Below are 15,876 nucleotides of genomic sequence, written 5' to 3'. Positions count from 1 at the left end.
CCGCCGCCATGCTGCTCGAAGTACGCGACCTCCACGTCGAGTTCCGCACCCGAGAGGGCACCGCCAAGGCCGTCAACGGCGTCACCTACTCCGTCGACGAGGGCGAGACGCTCGCCGTCCTCGGGGAGTCCGGCTCCGGCAAGTCCGTCACCGCCCAGGCCGTCATGGGCATCCTCGACGCGCCGCCCGGCCGGATCACCGGCGGGCAGGTCCTCTTCCAGGGCCGCGACCTGCTCACCCTCAAGGAGGACGAGCGGCGCAAGGTGCGCGGCGCGCGGATGGCGATGATCTTCCAGGACGCCCTGTCCGCCCTCAACCCGGTCCTCACCGTCGGGGACCAGCTCGCGGAGATGTTCACCGTCCACCGCGGCCTGTCGAAGAAGGACGCCCGCGCCCGGGCCGTCGACCTGATGGACCGCGTCCGCATCCCCGCCGCCCGCGAACGCGTCGGCCAGTACCCCCACCAGTTCAGCGGCGGCATGCGCCAGCGCATCATGATCGCCATGGCGATGGCCCTGGAGCCCGCCCTCATCATCGCGGACGAGCCCACCACCGCCCTCGACGTCACCGTCCAGGCACAGGTCATGGAGCTCCTCGCCGAGCTCCAGCGGGAACTGCGCATGGGCCTCGTCCTCATCACCCACGACCTCGGCGTCGTCGCGGACGTCGCGGACCACATCGCCGTCATGTACGCCGGCCGCATCGTCGAGACGGCCCCCGTCCACGACCTGTACAAGGCGCCCGCCCACCCCTACACGCAGGGCCTGCTCGACTCCATCCCGCGCCTCGACCAGAAGGGCAGGGAGCTGTACGCCATCAGGGGCCTGCCGCCCAGCCTCACGGCGATCCCGCCCGGCTGCCCCTTCCACCCGCGCTGCCCCCGCGCCCGCGACGTGTGCCGCACCGACGTCCCCCCGCTCCACGAGGTCTCCGCCGACCGGCGCAGCGCCTGCCACTTCTGGCGGGAGACCCTCCACAAGGAGCCCGCCGATGCCCCCCGCTGAGCCGATCCTGGAGGTACGGGACCTCGTCAAGCACTACCCGCTCACCCGGGGCGTCCTCTTCAGGAAGCAGGTCGGCGCGGTCAAGGCCGTCGACGGCGTCTCCTTCGAGCTGCGCTCCGGCGAGACCCTCGGCATCGTCGGCGAGTCCGGCTGCGGCAAGTCGACGGTCGCCAAGATGCTGGTCCACCTGGAGCGGCCCACCTCCGGGGCCATCCGCTACCGGGGCGAGGACGTCACCCGCCTGTCCGGGCGCGCCCTGAAGGCCGTGCGCCGCGACATCCAGATGGTCTTCCAGGACCCGTACACCTCGCTCAACCCCCGGATGACGGTCGGCGACATCGTCGGGGAGCCGTACGAGATCCACCCCGAGGCCGCGCCCAAGGGCGACCGCCGCCGCAGGGTGCGGGAGCTGCTGGAGGTCGTCGGCCTCAACCCCGAACACATCAACCGCTACCCGCACCAGTTCTCCGGCGGTCAGCGCCAGCGCATCGGCATCGCCCGCGGCCTCGCCCTCCAGCCGAGGATCATCGTCGCGGACGAACCGGTCTCCGCCCTCGACGTGTCCGTCCAGGCGCAGGTCGTCAACCTGCTGGAGCGGCTCCAGGACGAGTTCGGCCTGTCGTACGTCTTCATCGCGCACGACCTGTCGATCGTCCGGCACATCTCCGACCGCGTCGGCGTCATGTACCTGGGCCGGATCGTCGAGACGGGCACCGGCACCGAGATCTACGACCACCCCACCCACCCGTACACCCAGGCGCTGCTGTCCGCCGTGCCCGTGCCCGACCCGGAGGCGCGGGAGCACCGCGGGGGGAGGATCCTCCTCTCCGGCGACGTGCCGTCCCCCGCCAACCCGCCGTCCGGCTGCCGCTTCCGCACCCGCTGCTGGAAGGCGCGCGAGCGGTGCGCCCTGGAGGTCCCGCCGCTCGCCGTCCCCGCGGCGTTCGGGGACGCCGCCACCCCCGCGCGGCACGACTCGGCGTGCCACTTCGCGGAGGAGCTCCACGTCGTGCCCGGCGAGGCGGGGCCGCCGAGGGACCGGGCCGCCCCCGGGCCGCCGCCCGGTGCGGGCGGGCCGCGGGCCACGTAACGGACAGGACACCGGGCCGACCCCGTTCCGATATACGGACACGCCACCCTGAATCCCGTACGGCCGTGCGGGTGCCGTGGACCGGCCGGGGCGCGCCATGCCGCCCCGGCCGGTCGTTCAGGGAAGGCCCAGGGACCGCTTCAGGAAGTCCACCTGGAGCAGCAGCAGGTTCTCCGCGACCTGCTCCTGCGGGGTCATATGGGTCACGCCCGTCAACGGCAGCACCTCATGGGGGCGGCCCGCCGCCAGCAGCGCCGACGACAGCCGGAGCGTATGGGCGGCGACCACGTTGTCGTCCGCCAGACCATGGATGATCATCATGGGCCGGGCCGGTTCCCGCGCCTCCACCAGTCCGTCGTCCCACACCAGCGAGTTCGCCCGGTAGACCTCCGGCACGTCCTGGGGGAGCCCGCCCAGGTACCGCTCGGTGTAGTGGGTGTCGTACAGCCGCTGGTCCGTCACCGGGGCGCCCACCACCGCCGCGTGGAACACGTCGGGGCGCCGCAGCACCGCGAGCGCCGCCAGCCAGCCGCCGTACGACCAGCCCCGGATCGCCACCCGCCCCAGGTCCAGCGGGAACCGCCCGGCCAGCCCCTCCAACGCCGCGACCTGGTCGTCCAGCACCAGCGCGGGCCGCCCCGCGATCGCCTTCTCCCAGGCGGGCGAGCGGCCCGGCGTGCCCCGGCCGTCCGCGACGACCACCGCGAAGCCCTGGTCCGCGAACCACTGGGACGTCAGGTGCGGGTCGTGCGCCGCCACCACCCGCTGCCCGTGCGGCCCGCCGTACGGATCCATCAGCACCGGCAGCGGCCCGTCCCCCTCCTCGTACGCGCGCGGCAGCAGCACCGCGCACGGCACCCGCGGCGGCCCCGACACGGTGAGCGCGACCCGCGGCGACAACACGGGCACCTCGGCGTACGACGCGACCGCCGCGACCTGCTTCCCGTCCCGCAGCACCCGCACCCGCGCCCCCGGCCCGTCCGGCACCGCCGACACCAGCACGGTCACCGGGCCGCCGCGGACGGCCCCGTGGACGCCGGGCCCCTCGGAGATCCGCTCCACGCCCGAACCGCTCACCCGGTACACATGGATCTGGCCAATTTCCGGGTCGTCCGCGCCTTCGCCCGCCGAGGCCGAAACCAGGACGTCCCCGTCCCCTACGTCCAGTACGTTACGAATGTGCAAGTCCCGGCCCGTGAGCGGGCGGTCGTCCACCACCACCACGCGCGCCCCGTCCTCCTCCGCGACGCGCACGAGCCGTCCGCCCGGCGCCCACGCCGGCGCACCCGGGATCAGTTCCAGCCACCGGCCGTCCTCCTCGACGTGCACCGTCCGCGTCGCCCCGGTCCCCGGGTCGACCGCCAGGTACCGCTGAGTGCGCTGGTCGCGGGCCTGCACCAGCAGCAGCGGCGCCCCCGCCGCCGACCAGTGCACCCGCGCCAGGTACGGGTACCGGCCGCGGTCCCACACGACCTCCGTCCGCTCCCCGCCCGCCACCCCGACCAGGAACAGGCGCACGTCCGCGTTGTCCGTCCCCGCCGCCGGGTACGCCACGGGCACCGGCTCCCGGTCCGGGTGCGCCGGGTCGGAGATCCACCACCGCCGCACGGCGCCGTCGTCGACCCGCGCGACCAGCAGCCGGTCCGACTCCGGCGACCACCAGAAGCCCCGCGGGCGGCCCATCGACTCGGCCGCCGCGTGCTCGGCCAGCCCGTACGTCACGTGTTCGCCCTCGGGCTCCGCGAGCACCCGGTCCACCGCGCCGCCCCCGCGTGCCTCCTCCGCCCCGATCGCCCCGTGCACCCCGTCAGCCCCGCACGCCTCCTCCGCCCCCGCCCGCACGGAGACCACGCGCAGCGCCCCCCGCGCCACATAGGCCACCAGCCGTCCGTCCGGTGACGGCCTCGGGTCGATCACCGGACCGGACGCGGGCAGCCGGCGCACCGCCCCGGTCCGCAGCTCCGCCGCGTACAGCCGTCCGGACAGGGCGAACGCCGCCAACTCGACGGCGGCGTCCGTCGCGTAGCCCACCACGCCCCCCGCCGTCTCCCGGCCGCGCTCCCGGCGGGTGCGCTCCTGGGCGGACAGGTGCTCCTCGCCCCCGCCGAGCAGGGCCTTCGGGTCGGCGGCGAGCCGCTCGCGGGGCCGCTCGCCGTCCAGGTCCAGGACGTACAGCCGGTTGACCGGGTCCGTCCCCGAGGGGGCGCGCAGGAAAACGACCCGGGAGCCGTCGGGCGCCACGGTGAACGACCGGGGTGCGCCGAGGGTGAAGCGCCGGGTGCGGGCGTACTGGCGGGGGAACGAGTGCTGTTGCCGCGAGGTCATGTGACCGAAACTAGCGGCTGTGCGCCCCCCAATGCTGCCGTGCACCGATCGATGTGCGGAGACGGAAAGTTATGATCCGTAGCGCAAGGTGGGTATGAACCTCCTGGCACATGCGCGCTGCCCGTTCCCGACCGACACGTATGGAGGTGAACCGCCGTGGCACTCTCGATTTCGGCGGTGGTGCTGCTGGCGATCGTCGTCTTCCTGCTCATCCGGAAATCGGGGCTGAAGACCGGGCACGCGGTGATCTGCATGCTCCTGGGCTTCTACCTGGCGAGCTCCTCCATCGCCCCCACCGTCAGCCAGTTCACCACCAGCGTGGCGGGCATGATCGGCAACCTCAAGTTCTAGAAGCCGCCCCCCGGGAGCCGACCTCGTAGGGTGTCCGTATGACGGATCTCCCCGCCCGTCGTCTGCTCCTGGTGCACGCGCACCCCGACGACGAGTCGATCAACAACGGCGCCACCATGGCCAAGTACGCGGCCGAGGGCGCCCTGGTCACCCTGGTGACCTGCACACGGGGCGAGGAGGGCGAGGTCATCCCGCCTGCCCTCGCCCATCTCGCACCCGACCGCGACGACCGGCTCGGACCCCACCGCGTCGGTGAACTCGCCGCCGCGATGAAGGAGCTGGGCGTCACCGACCACCGCTTCCTCGGCGGCCCGGGGCGCTTCCGCGACTCCGGCATGATGGGCGTCCCGCAGAACCACCGCGAGGGCGCCTTCTGGAACGCCCCGGTGGACGCCGCCGCGGCGCACCTGGTGGAGGTCGTCCGGGAGGTCCGCCCCCAGGTCCTGGTGACGTACGACCCCGACGGCGGGTACGGCCACCCCGACCACATCCAGGCCCACCGCGTGGCCATGCGCGCCGCCGAACTGGCCGCCGACCCGGCGTACGGGCCCGACCTGGGCGCCCCGCACACGATCGCGAAGATCTACTGGAACCGGGTGCCCCGCTCGGTCGCCGAGGAGGGCTTCGCCGCCCTGCGCGCCGCGACCGGGGTCACCTTCCCCAGCATCGCCGACATCGGGGACGTACCGGGCGTGGTCGACGACGAGCTGGTCACCACCGAGATCGACGGCACCGCGTACGCGGACCGCAAGACGGCCGCCATGGGCGCGCACGCCACGCAGATCGCCGTGCAGGGCCGGTTCTTCGCCCTGTCCAACGCCCTCGGGCAGCCCGTCTTCGTCCACGAGTACTACGAGCTGGCGCGGGGCGCGTCCGGCGCCCCGGCGGGGGAGCGGGAGACCGACCTGTTCGCGGGGGTGGCCGCATGAGGGCCGCGGTGAAGGCCGTGGCGCACACGGCGCTCGCCCTGCTGGGCGTCCTCGTGGGACTGGCCGGCGCGCTCGTCCAGGCCGGCTGGCTCCCCGGCGGACTGCTGCTCGCCCTGCTGGCGACGGCGGCCCTCTTCTACGGGGGGCTGCGCGCCGTCGGCGGCCAGTCGGGCGTCGTGTCGTCCGGCGCGGGCTGGCTGGCGGCCGTCGTGGTGGTCGGCTTCGGGCGCGGCGAGGGCGACAAGGTGTTCTGGGGCGGACTGGCCGATCTGGTGTTCGTCCTCGGCGGCATGGCGCTCGCTGTGATGTGCGCCACCCTCTCCGTGCTGCCGCAACAACGGGGGCCCGCAGGGGCACTTGACGAGGGGCGCGCCCGAACTTGAGGGGTATTGCCCGGTGATGTTCCCCCGTGGGAGGGGTGGCGGGGCGACGGCGGACAGTATGGTGGTGCGCGCCGCCGGGCGCCCGTGGGTGTGTGAGCGGGCGGCGGAGCCAACCGGGAGATCCTGCTTTGAGTCGTGAAACTGACACCTCGTCCTCCGGGCACCAGGGGCGTGGCGGAGCCGCGTACCCCTCGGGCACCCCGCCGTACGGGTCGCCCCAGTACCAGGAGGAGTCAGGGGCCGCCGCACCCGCGCGGCCCGAGGAGAAGAAGACCGAAACGACCCTGACCACCCGCATCCGGATCAACATCCCGGGTTCGCGGCCCATCCCGCCGGTCGTCATGCGCAAGCCGGTGGAGGCGGACGGCCAGGGCGCGCCGGCGGACGCGCCCGAGCAGGAGGGCCCCGCCGAGCGGACGGCGCAGACGCCCCGCCCGGACGCGGACGAGCCGGCGCCGGCCGCCGCGCGGGAGAAGCCGACCAGCGACTGGTTCGCCCCGCGCAAGCCGCCCGCCGCGACGCCCCCCGCCGTGACGCCGCCCGCCGCCGAGGCCGTCCCGGCCGAAGCGGCCCCGGACACCGGCGCGGGCACCGGCGTGGGTGCGAACGCGGGCGCGGAGCCGCGCGCCGACGGCGCCGGGTACGCCGCGACGGCCGCCGCCCCGCCGCAGGACCGGACCCCGGGCCCGCCGGCCGTCGGCGCCCCGGGCCTGCCGTACTTCTCGGACGCGCCCGGCGCCCCCTCCGGCCCGACGACGGGCCCCGCCTTCGGTACCGCCGCGGTGCCGCCCGCGGAGGCCCCCGCCCCGGCGGCCGGCGCGGCCGGACCCCCGGCCCCCGCCCCGGGCGGCGGGATGTCCGACGACACCGCGATCCTCACCCCGCAGAAGCCGCACCCCGGGCCGCCGCCCGGCCAGGTCTCGGGCGACACGCTCACGAGCGGCATCCCCGTCGTCCCGCAGGACGGCCGCGGGGCGTCCGCGCCGTCGCCGTTCCCGGCGCCGGGCCCCGCCCCCGCGGCCGGCGGACCCGGCGCGTTCGAGGCGTACCCGCCGGTCCTCGACGAGCCCGCCCCCGAGGCGCCCGCGCCCACCCCGCCGCCGGCCACGCGCGCCGCGCCCGCCCCCGCGAAGAAGGGCCGCTCCAAGCTGGTGCTCCTCGCCGTGGGCGTGGTCGTCGCCGCCGGCGTCGCCTACGGCGCGGGGCTGCTCCTCAACCAGGCCGACGTGCCGAAGGGCACCACCGTCCTGGGCGTCGACATCGGCGGCTCCACGAAGGAGGAGGCCGTCCAGAAGCTGGACGCCGTGCTCGGCGAGCGCGCCGCCACACCGCTCCGGCTGGAGGTCGGCGGCCGGAACCGCACGCTCGCCCCCGACAAGGCGGGCCTGTCCCTGGACAGCCAGGAGACCGTCCGCGCCGCCGCCGGGAGCGACTACAACCCCGTCTCCGTGATCGGTTCCCTGTTCGGCGCCGAACGCGTCGCCGAGCCGGTCATCCCGGTCGACGAGGAGAAGCTGGGCGTCGCCCTGGCCGGTCTGGGCGGCGGCTCCGGCACGGTCACCGAGGGCACCATCGCGTTCGAGCCGGGCAAGGCCGTCCCCGTACCGGGCAAGGCCGGCACGGTGCTGGACGTCCAGCGGTCGATGATCTTCGTCAGGGACGCGTACCGCGCCCAGGTCGAGACGGGCCGGGCGAACGTCGTCGAGCTGCCCGTGACCACCCGCGAGCCGCTGATCAAGCAGGCCGAGATCGACCGGGCGATGAAGGAGTTCGCCGAGCCCGCGATGTCCGATCTGATCACCATCAGGGCCGGCGGCCGGCAGATCCAGTTCGGCCCCCAGCGGTCGCTGCCGCAGATCCTGTCCATGAAGGCGGTCGGCACGAGGCTGGAGCCGTACTACGACAAGGAGGCCATCGACCGCCTCCTCGACGGGATCTTCGACGGCGTCATGATCACCAAGGGTGACGGCAAGAAGCACCAGCTGTCGGCGGACGACGTGGCCTCCGCCATGCACAAGGCCCTCCGGGGCAGGACGGCGGCGGAGCGCACGGTCACCATCGAGCTCGACCCGCAGGGGTAGGCACCGGCCCGTACGGCGGAGGGCCGCCCACGCCGACCGGCGGGGCGGCCCTCCGCGCCGTGTGCCTCGGGTCCTGTCGTACGTCCCGGCCCTCCGCGCCGTGTGCCTCGGGTCCTGTCGTACGTCCCGGCCCTCCGCGCCGTGTGTCCCGGCCCTCCGTGCCGTACGTCCCGGGTCCTGCCGTGCGTCCCCGGGCCCGCCGTCGCCCGGACCGTGCACGTGCCGGTCGGGCCCGCCGCCCGGTCGGGCCCGACCGGGCGGCGGGCGCGGCGTCCGCGGGCGCCCCGGCCCGGCGGCGCGGGGAACGGCCCCGCGCAGGCCCGCACGGGGCGCCGGCCGGTCAGTTGAGCCGGGCCCGCGCCGCCCGCGCGTGGGCGCGCAGGGTGGCGGCGGCGTCCGGCTCCACCGCGGCGACCACGTCCGCGTACGCGTCGATCTCCGCCGCGCCCGCCAGGAAGTCCCCCCGCTGGACGAGCAGGAGCGCCCGCTCGTACCGCAGCCGCGCCGGGTGCGACGGCAGCAGCAGCGCCAACTCCACCGCCCACAGCGCCACGCCGGAGCGCTCGGGCCGCCCGGCCGCCCAGGCGCGGATGTTGTTCAGGATGCGCAGCACCATCTCCAGCGGGTCCGCGGGCACCAGCATCGACGGCCGCAGCCGCTCCCCGGTGGCGCCCACCACCAGCAGCTCCGCGTCCACGCCGGTCAGCGGCCGGCCCCCGGCGAACGGGTCCGCCAGCACCTGCTCGCCCGGGTCCCCGAACCCGACGACGAAGTGACCCGGCAGCGCCACTCCGTACACGGGGGCGCCCGCCCGCCGCGCCACCTCCATCCACACCACCGACAGCAGGATCGGCAGCCCCCGGCGGCGCCGCAGCACGTGGTGGAGCAGCGACGACTCCAGGAGGCGGTAGTCGTCGGGCGTCCCGTGGAAGCCGTACCGGTCGCCGAGCAGCGAGGCCAGCGCCGCCACCCAGGCGTGCGGCGACTTCGGGCCGTACGGCAGGAGCCCCGCCAGCCGGTCCAGCTCGATCTCGGCGGCGTCCAGCTCGGCCTCGCCCAGCTCCGGCTCCGCCACGGCACCGATCAGCAGGCACAGCTCCGCCAGGTCGGGCCGCTCCTCGCGGGCCGCCTCGGCGAACCGGGTCCGCCACCGGTCGGGCTCGGTGTGGTCGCGCATACGCCTCACGTACCCGTTCAGGAGGTGCGGAAGTGGTGGTAGTGGTGGTGGACCGCGAAGCCCATGCCGTCGTACAGGGCGCGCGCCGCGCCGTTGTCCGTCTCCACCTGCAGCCAGGCGGCCGACGCGCCCTCCTCCAGGGCGCGGGCGGCCAGCGCGGCCATCACCGCCCGGGCGAGGCCCTGCCGCCGGTGCGCCGGGTCGACCTCCACGGCCATGAACCCCGCCCACCGGCCGTCGACCACGCACCGGCCGATCGCCGCGGGCACCCCGCCCTCGCCGGCCACGGAGGCGAACCACACCGAAGGCCCGGCGGACAGGACCCGCACCACGTGCGGGCCGGGCTCACCCACCCGCTGGTACCGGCGCAGCCACGCCGGGTCCGGGGTGCGGGACAGGGCCACCCGGCCGGTGTCGGCGGGCAGGTCGGCGACGGGCGCGAGCCCCCCGGTCCGCACCTCCGCCGAGACCTCGCGCCGCCAGCCCCGCTCCTCCAGGGCGGCGCACAACCGCTCCTGGGTGCCCTCGGCACCGGTCGCGGCCTGCACGTACGGGGGCAGGCCGCGCTCCCCGTACCAGGCCCGCACGCGCGCGAGGGCGTCGTCGAGGGGCACGCCGGGGTCGCCGAGCGGGAGCGCGGAGTTGGCCCGGCGGGTGAAGCCGCGCGCGGCGCGCAGCGTCCACTCCCCGAGCGGTTCGCTCTCCACCGGCTGCCAGGCCCGCGCCTGGACCCGGGCCAGCTCCTCGAAACCCGCTGCGGGACCGCGCCTGCGGGCCGGGGCGGGCGGCACCACCTTGCCCGCGACCAGGGACGATTCCGCGATGCGGACGGTCTCCCCGGTCCGTCGTGTGATCAACAGCACACCTTCGGTCCAGGATGTGAGAACCCCGACCGTGTCCGTGAACGTCTCCGTCCCGGAGGCCGGTTCGCCCAACCGGCGGACAGACACCCGTTTGCCCACGTCAGAAGGTGTGATCCGGACCTCAAGCCGTCCGCCCGCAGTGAACTCCACAGCTCTGTCCGCCCCTCCTGTTCGGATCGTCTCCAAGAACGGAGATACTAGGTGCGGGCATCGACGACGCCGCGCTCCCGCGCAGAGCCAGCCCTACCAAGGAGGAACGACAGCGTGACCTACGTCATCGCGCAGCCTTGTGTCGACGTGAAGGACAAGGCGTGCATCGAGGAGTGCCCCGTCGACTGCATCTACGAGGGCCAGCGGTCCTTGTACATCCACCCGGACGAATGCGTCGACTGCGGGGCCTGTGAGCCGGTCTGCCCGGTCGAGGCGATCTTCTACGAGGACGACACTCCGGAGGAGTGGAAGGACTACTACAAGGCGAACGTCGAGTTCTTCGACGAGCTCGGCTCGCCCGGTGGTGCCTCCAAGCTCGGCCTGATCGAGCGCGACCACCCCTTCATCGCCGCCCTGCCGCCGCAGAACGGCTGATCGCTTATCCCGCGCCGCCGGTCCCGTACGGCCCTTCCGCCGTACGGGGCCGCGGCGTTCGTGCCCGCGGCGCGCCCGAGCGCCGCACCCACGAGAAAGTGAGCACCGTGTCCGGAGTCTCCTCCCGCCTCCCCGTCTTCCCGTGGGACAAGCTGGAGCCGTACAAGAAGACGGCCGCGGCCCACCCCGACGGCATCGTCGACCTGTCGGTCGGCACCCCGGTGGACCCCGTGCCCGAGCTGATCCAGCGGGCCCTGGTCGAGGCGGCCGACTCGCCCGGCTATCCCACGGTCTGGGGGACGCAGGCCCTGCGCGACGCGATCGCCGGCTGGTGCGAGCGCCGGCTCGGCGCCCGCGGCGTCGCGCACACCAACGTGCTGCCGGTCGTCGGCTCCAAGGAGCTGGTGGCGTGGCTGCCGACGCAGCTGGGCATCGGCCCGGGCGACAAGGTCGCCTACCCGCGGCTCGCCTATCCGACGTACGAGGTCGGTGCCCGCCTCGCCGGGGCCGTCCCGGTCGTGTACGACGACCCGACCGAGCTGGACCCGGACGGGCTGCGGCTGCTGTGGCTGAACACGCCGTCCAACCCGACGGGCCGGGTCCTCGCGAAGGACGAGCTGACCCGTGTCGTCGCCTGGGCCCGCGAGCACGGCGTGCTGGTCTTCAGCGACGAGTGCTACCTGGAGCTGGGCTGGGAGGCCGACCCGGTCTCCGTGCTGCACGCGGACGTGTGCGGCGGTTCGTACGAGGGGATCGTCGCCGTCCACTCCCTGTCCAAGCGCTCCAACCTGGCCGGCTACCGGGCCGCGTTCGTCGCGGGCGACGCGGCCGTGCTGGGCGAGCTGCTCCAGATCCGTCGGCACAGCGGCATGATGGCGCCCGCCCCGGTGCAGGCGGCGACGGTCGTGGCGCTGGGCGACGACGCCCACGTGCGCGAGCAGCGCGAGCGGTACGCGCAGCGGCGGGCCGCGCTGCGGACGGCGCTGGTGGCGCACGGCTTCCGCATCGAGCACAGCGAGGCCAGCCTCTACCTGTGGGCCACCCGCGACGAGTCCTGCTGGGACACCGTCGGGTACCTGGCGGACCTGGGCGTCCTGGTCGCGCCGGGCGACTTCTACGGCACGGCGGGGGAGCGGTTCGTCCGGGTCGCGTTCACGGCGACGGACGAGCGGGTCGCCGCGGCGGTCAAGCGCCTCGGCTGACGGCCGGCCCCGCCCGCGGGCGGTGACGGGAAGGGCCCGGTTCGCGTGACGCGAACCGGGCCCTTCCGTGCGTGCGGGCGCGGGGTCAGCCGAGCGGGGAGGAGACCGGCAGGCCGCCGAGGAGGGCGCCGCCCGGCAGGTCGTTCCCGGTGGTGCCGTCGACGAGGGCGCCCGCGTCGCGCGTGACGTCGCCGGTGGCCTCGCGGGCGGTCGGTACGGCGTTCTCGGTCGTCGTGCCGAGGGCCCGGCCCGCGGCCGGGACGGCCTTCTCGGCGGTGTCGCCGCCCGCGAGGTCCGTGACCTTCTGCGAGGCGGTGCCGGCCGTGTCGGTGATCCGCGCGGTGTCGAGGGCGGTGACGCCGCCGGTGAGGTCGGTGGTCTGGGGGAGGTCCACGGCGCTCGCGGAGCCGGCCGCACCGACCACGGAGGCCGCTCCCGCTGCGGTGAGCAGCGCGGCACTGGCGATCCGGCGGGTCAGGGGGAGGGACATGATGCTCCTTCGACGGGGAAGAGGTCGTGTGGTTGTGATGCCTGTCCGACGATCGGACGCTGTGACAACCGCTCGGAGGGCGGGGGAGGTTGCGGTGGCCCCGGGTAAAGAGTTGGCAATGCGCCGGAGGGCCCGCTCCTCCCAAAACCGGGCAAACAAAAGTCTTCGGGAGGGCGTGCGGAATCGTTCCTCCGCAGGTTCTCCCGGGGGAGGGTGCACCGGCCCGGCGGCGGCCCCCCTCTCCGGCGGGGACGGGGTGCGGGAGGGGGGAAGTAACCCGATCAGGCGGGTTCCCGGACGGCTGGCCGAATGCCGGCCGAGCGCGCCGCGATTACTCTGCGAGAAGAGTCGACTACTATGTGACGCCGCCCTGCGGCTCCTACTCCGCGACCTCGATGACGACCCCGGCCGTCCCCGCTCCCGCGCCGGACCCCGCCGTACGCCACCCCTCGTCGGCCTCCCGCACGCTCCACACGCGGCCCGCGTACGAGACCTCCACCACGCCCAGCGCCTCCGCCCGCGCCACCGCCCACTGCGCCAGCTCCCAGCCGCGCCGCGCCGCACCGTCCGACGCGCCGCCCGCCGGGCCGGCGGAGTCCGCCCGGGCGGGCACGGGAACCACCACCGTGCGGGAACCGTCCCCCGGCGCCGGGTCCGGGGACGCGGTCCGGCCGGGCGTCGACCCGCCGGGCGCGCCGCCCCCCTTGCCGTCACCGGAGTCCTCCGGCGCCGCGCCGAGCACCCCCGCACCGAACGCCCGCACCAGCTCGCCCCGCACCCGCCGCGCGTCCCCGGGCCGCGGCCCGGGCGTCGGCGTGCACGTCAGCGACGCCGCCGAACGCCCGGTCAGCGCCGCCGCCAGCAGCGCCGCGTCGGGCTCGTGCTTCGCGTACGCCTGCGGGAAGCCGCTGCGCTGCACGCGCTGCGCGGCCACCGTCAGCGGCAGTCGCGAGTACCCCGGCACCTCCGCCAGCCGGTCGTAGAAGACGCCGGCCGAGTACACCGGGTCCATGATCTGCTCGGCCGTGCCCCAGCCCTGCGACGGCCGCTGCTGGAACAGCCCCAGCGAATCCCGGTCGCCGTAGTCGATGTTGCGCAGCGCCGACTCCTGCAGCGCGGTCGCCAGCGCGATCGTCACCGCCCGCTCGGGCATGCCGCGCGTGGTGCCCACGGCGGAGATCGTCGCGGCGTTCGCCGCCTGCTCGGGGGAGAGGGCGTACGTGTGGCTGCCGCTGCCGACCACGCACCGCGGCGTACCGCCGCCGCCCGACTCGTACCGCAGCGCCACGTAACCGGCGACGGCCAGCAGGACGGCGAACGACGCCGCGACCCGGACTCGGCGACCGCGGCGGGGGCGGGGGGAGGGGGCGGCGGATTCGGACACGCAACCAACCGTACTAGGGGGCCGGGATAAGGTCGGCACATGCCCGACTCCACGCCCGAAGCGCCCCTCCACGCCGCTCTGGACCTCACGCTGGACGGCCCCGCGCTCACCGCCGCACTGGTCGACTTCCCCTCCGTCAGCGGCACCGAGAAGCCGCTCGCGGACGCCATCGAGCAGGCCCTGCGCGCCCTTCCGCACCTCACGGTCGACCGGTACGGCAACAACGTCGTCGCCCGCACCCACCTCGGCCGCGCCGAGCGGGTCGTCCTCGCCGGACACATCGACACCGTGCCGATCGCCGACAACGTCCCCTCCCGGCTGGACGAGAACGGCGTCCTGTGGGGCTGCGGCACATCCGACATGAAGTCCGGTGTGGCCGTCCAACTCCGCATCGCCGCGACCGTTCCCGAGCCCAACCGCGACCTGACGTTCGTCTTCTACGACAACGAGGAGGTCGCCGCCCACCTCAACGGCCTCGGACATGTGGCCGCCGCCCACCCCGACTGGCTCGCGGGCGACTTCGCCGTCCTGCTGGAGCCGTCCGACGGCCAGGTCGAGGGCGGTTGCCAGGGCACCCTGCGCGTCGGCCTCACCCTGAAGGGCGAGCGCGCCCACTCGGCCCGCTCCTGGATGGGCTCCAACGCCATCCACGCCGCCGCCCCCGTCCTGGCCCGCCTCGCCTCGTACGAGCCGCGCCGCCCGGTCATCGACGGCCTGGAGTACCACGAGGGCCTCAACGCCGTCGGCATCACCGGCGGCGTCGCCACCAACGTCATCCCCGACGAGTGCACCGTCGTCGTGAACTTCCGCTACGCCCCCGACCGCACCCCGGAGGAGGCGGAGAAGCACGTGCGGGAGGTGTTCGCCGACTGCGGCGTGGACGAGTTCGTCGTCGACGACCACGCCGGCGGCGCCCTGCCCGGCCTCTCCCACCCGGCCGCGGCGGCGTTCATGGAGGCGGTCGGCGGCACCGCTCACCCCAAGTTCGGCTGGACCGACGTGGCCCGCTTCAGCGCGCTCGGCGTGCCCGCGGTCAACTACGGGCCGGGCAACCCCCTCTTCGCGCACAAGCGGGACGAGCACGTCGTGGTCGACCGGATCACCCACTGCGAACGGCGCCTGTACGACTGGCTCACTGCCTGACAACCGCGATTTCGCCACTCTTCACATGTCCCGCCCTACGCTGACCCCAGCAAAAGATGTTCAGCGGAGGGAGCAGGTCATGGGGAACCCCGAGGTCGAGGGAGGGCGTGCACGGGCGGAGCAGCGGCTGGGCCCGGTGCTCCGCCGCCGGGAGCAGGTGCAGCCCGGAACCGCCGATCAGCGGCTCCTGGACACGGCGGGTGACGCGGAGTGGGTGCACACCGACCCCTGGCGGGTCATGCGGATCCAGTCCGAGTTCGTCGAGGGCTTCGGCGCGCTCGCCGAACTGCCCTCCGCGATCAGCGTCTTCGGCTCGGCCCGCACCCCGGCGGGCACGCCCGAGTACGAGGCCGGGGTGAAGCTCGGCAGGGCTCTCGTCGAGGCGGGCTTCGCGGTCATCACGGGCGGCGGACCGGGCGCGATGGAGGCCGCGAACAAGGGCGCGCGGGAGGCGAGGGGCGTCTCGGTCGGCCTCGGCATCGAGCTGCCCTTCGAGCAGGGCCTGAACCCGCACGTCGACATCGGCATCAACTTCCGCTACTTCTTCGTGCGGAAGACGATGTTCGTGAAGTACGCCCAGGGGTTCGTCGTCCTGCCGGGCGGCCTGGGCACGCTGGACGAGCTGTTCGAGGCCCTGACCCTCGTCCAGACCCGCAAGGTCACCCGCTTCCCGATCGTCCTGTTCGGCACGGAGTACTGGTCGGGCCTGGTCGACTGGCTGCGCGACACGGTCATCGCCCAGGGCAAGGCCGCCGAACGCGACCTGATGCTCTTTCACGTGACCGACGACGTGGACGAGGCGGTGGCCCTGGTCAGCAAGGAAGCAGGCCGCTGAGCACCGTCGCCCGGCGCGGGGCCGGCGCGGCCCG

General features: G+C 74.7%; 15 protein-coding genes. 10 read left to right on the top strand and 5 right to left on the bottom strand.

Going from position 1 to position 15,876, the window contains the following annotated elements:
• Window positions 1-8: 8 nt before the first annotated feature.
• Both RND61_RS26905 and RND61_RS26900 read left to right on the top strand, forming a co-directional pair.
• Entirely contained in the window at window positions 9-1,004 is a 996-nt protein-coding gene (locus tag RND61_RS26905) for an ABC transporter ATP-binding protein (protein WP_315880707.1), read from the top strand.
• Window positions 991-2,094 (top strand): ABC transporter ATP-binding protein, encoded by a 1,104-nt coding sequence (locus RND61_RS26900; RefSeq protein ID WP_315880706.1) that lies wholly within the window; start codon window positions 991-993, stop codon window positions 2,092-2,094. Before RND61_RS26905 ends, RND61_RS26900 begins: the two co-directional genes overlap by 14 nt.
• A gap of 117 nt (window positions 2,095-2,211) precedes the next feature.
• Here the strand turns inward: RND61_RS26900 and RND61_RS26895 are convergent, their stop codons facing one another.
• Window positions 2,212-4,419, bottom strand: coding sequence for a prolyl oligopeptidase family serine peptidase (locus RND61_RS26895; RefSeq protein ID WP_315880705.1), 2,208 nt, complete (start codon window positions 4,417-4,419; stop codon window positions 2,212-2,214).
• Window positions 4,420-4,575: 156 nt separating this feature from the next.
• Here RND61_RS26895 and RND61_RS26890 point away from each other — a divergent pair, with 156 nt between their 5' ends.
• The 4 genes from RND61_RS26890 (at window position 4,576) to RND61_RS26875 (ending at window position 8,163) form a co-directional block, all read left to right on the top strand.
• The gene (locus RND61_RS26890) at window positions 4,576-4,770 is read left to right on the top strand and encodes a hypothetical protein (RefSeq protein ID WP_315880704.1); all 195 of its coding nucleotides are present in this window, start codon (window positions 4,576-4,578) and stop codon (window positions 4,768-4,770) included.
• Between the two features lie 38 nt (window positions 4,771-4,808).
• A complete protein-coding gene (mshB, locus tag RND61_RS26885) occupies window positions 4,809-5,699 on the top strand; it encodes an N-acetyl-1-D-myo-inositol-2-amino-2-deoxy-alpha-D-glucopyranoside deacetylase (RefSeq protein ID WP_315880703.1) in 891 nt (296 codons plus the stop codon).
• Window positions 5,696-6,082, top strand: a complete 387-nt coding sequence (locus RND61_RS26880; RefSeq protein WP_315880702.1) for a DUF6113 family protein — start codon at window positions 5,696-5,698, stop codon at window positions 6,080-6,082. The genes mshB and RND61_RS26880 overlap by 4 nt, the downstream gene beginning before the upstream one ends.
• 128 nt (window positions 6,083-6,210) lie before the next feature.
• A complete protein-coding gene (locus RND61_RS26875) occupies window positions 6,211-8,163 on the top strand; it encodes a hypothetical protein (RefSeq protein WP_315880701.1) in 1,953 nt (650 codons plus the stop codon).
• 340 nt (window positions 8,164-8,503) lie between these two features.
• Here the strand turns inward: RND61_RS26875 and RND61_RS26870 are convergent, their stop codons facing one another.
• Both RND61_RS26870 and RND61_RS26865 read right to left on the bottom strand, forming a co-directional pair.
• The gene (locus RND61_RS26870) at window positions 8,504-9,340 is read right to left on the bottom strand and encodes a transglutaminase-like domain-containing protein (RefSeq protein ID WP_315880700.1); all 837 of its coding nucleotides are present in this window, start codon (window positions 9,338-9,340) and stop codon (window positions 8,504-8,506) included.
• Window positions 9,341-9,357: 17 nt separating this feature from the next.
• Window positions 9,358-10,353: a GNAT family N-acetyltransferase gene (locus RND61_RS26865; protein ID WP_315880699.1), complete on the bottom strand. Its 996-nt coding sequence runs from the start codon at window positions 10,351-10,353 to the stop codon at window positions 9,358-9,360.
• Between the two features lie 114 nt (window positions 10,354-10,467).
• Between RND61_RS26865 and fdxA the strand changes: the two genes are divergently transcribed.
• Together fdxA and RND61_RS26855 are read left to right on the top strand one after the other, a co-directional pair.
• A complete protein-coding gene (gene fdxA, locus RND61_RS26860) occupies window positions 10,468-10,788 on the top strand; it encodes a ferredoxin (protein ID WP_010474859.1) in 321 nt (106 codons plus the stop codon).
• 107 nt (window positions 10,789-10,895) lie between these two features.
• Window positions 10,896-11,990 (top strand): bifunctional succinyldiaminopimelate transaminase/glutamate-prephenate aminotransferase, encoded by a 1,095-nt coding sequence (locus RND61_RS26855; protein ID WP_315880698.1) that lies wholly within the window; start codon window positions 10,896-10,898, stop codon window positions 11,988-11,990.
• Between the two features lie 85 nt (window positions 11,991-12,075).
• Here the strand turns inward: RND61_RS26855 and RND61_RS26850 are convergent, their stop codons facing one another.
• Together RND61_RS26850 and RND61_RS26845 are read right to left on the bottom strand one after the other, a co-directional pair.
• Entirely contained in the window at window positions 12,076-12,480 is a 405-nt protein-coding gene (locus RND61_RS26850) for an ATP-binding protein (protein ID WP_315880697.1), read from the bottom strand.
• 379 nt (window positions 12,481-12,859) lie between these two features.
• The gene (locus tag RND61_RS26845; protein WP_315880696.1) at window positions 12,860-13,864 is read right to left on the bottom strand and encodes a hypothetical protein; all 1,005 of its coding nucleotides are present in this window, start codon (window positions 13,862-13,864) and stop codon (window positions 12,860-12,862) included.
• 39 nt (window positions 13,865-13,903) lie between these two features.
• Between RND61_RS26845 and dapE the strand changes: the two genes are divergently transcribed.
• A complete protein-coding gene (gene dapE, locus RND61_RS26840; protein ID WP_315880695.1) occupies window positions 13,904-15,007 on the top strand; it encodes a succinyl-diaminopimelate desuccinylase in 1,104 nt (367 codons plus the stop codon).
• 40 nt (window positions 15,008-15,047) lie between these two features.
• On the top strand, window positions 15,048-15,842 hold the full coding sequence (locus RND61_RS26835; protein ID WP_391654226.1) for an LOG family protein: 795 nt from the start codon (window positions 15,048-15,050) through the stop codon (window positions 15,840-15,842).
• Window positions 15,843-15,876 lie beyond the last annotated feature (34 nt).

The sequence above is a fragment of the Streptomyces tamarix genome, assembly GCF_032423885.1.
Lineage (GTDB): Bacteria > Actinomycetota > Actinomycetes > Streptomycetales > Streptomycetaceae > Streptomyces > Streptomyces tamarix.
The sequence above is the reverse complement of the archived record's forward strand: the minus strand, read 5'-3'. Positions and strand labels throughout refer to the sequence as shown.

What these genes read in the sequence shown, in the direction of transcription:
- RND61_RS26850 (WP_315880697.1), bottom strand. Translation starts at nt 12,480, where the DNA reads ATGTCCCTCCCCCTGACCCGCCGGATCGCCAGTGCCGCGCTGCTCACC.
- RND61_RS26870 (WP_315880700.1), bottom strand. Translation starts at nt 9,340, where the DNA reads ATGCGCGACCACACCGAGCCCGACCGGTGGCGGACCCGGTTCGCCGAG.
- RND61_RS26905 (WP_315880707.1), top strand. Translation starts at nt 9, where the DNA reads ATGCTGCTCGAAGTACGCGACCTCCACGTCGAGTTCCGCACCCGAGAG.
- RND61_RS26895 (WP_315880705.1), bottom strand. Translation starts at nt 4,419, where the DNA reads ATGACCTCGCGGCAACAGCACTCGTTCCCCCGCCAGTACGCCCGCACC.
- RND61_RS26880 (WP_315880702.1), top strand. Translation starts at nt 5,696, where the DNA reads ATGAGGGCCGCGGTGAAGGCCGTGGCGCACACGGCGCTCGCCCTGCTG.
- mshB (WP_315880703.1), top strand. Translation starts at nt 4,809, where the DNA reads ATGACGGATCTCCCCGCCCGTCGTCTGCTCCTGGTGCACGCGCACCCC.
- dapE (WP_315880695.1), top strand. Translation starts at nt 13,904, where the DNA reads ATGCCCGACTCCACGCCCGAAGCGCCCCTCCACGCCGCTCTGGACCTC.
- RND61_RS26900 (WP_315880706.1), top strand. Translation starts at nt 991, where the DNA reads ATGCCCCCCGCTGAGCCGATCCTGGAGGTACGGGACCTCGTCAAGCAC.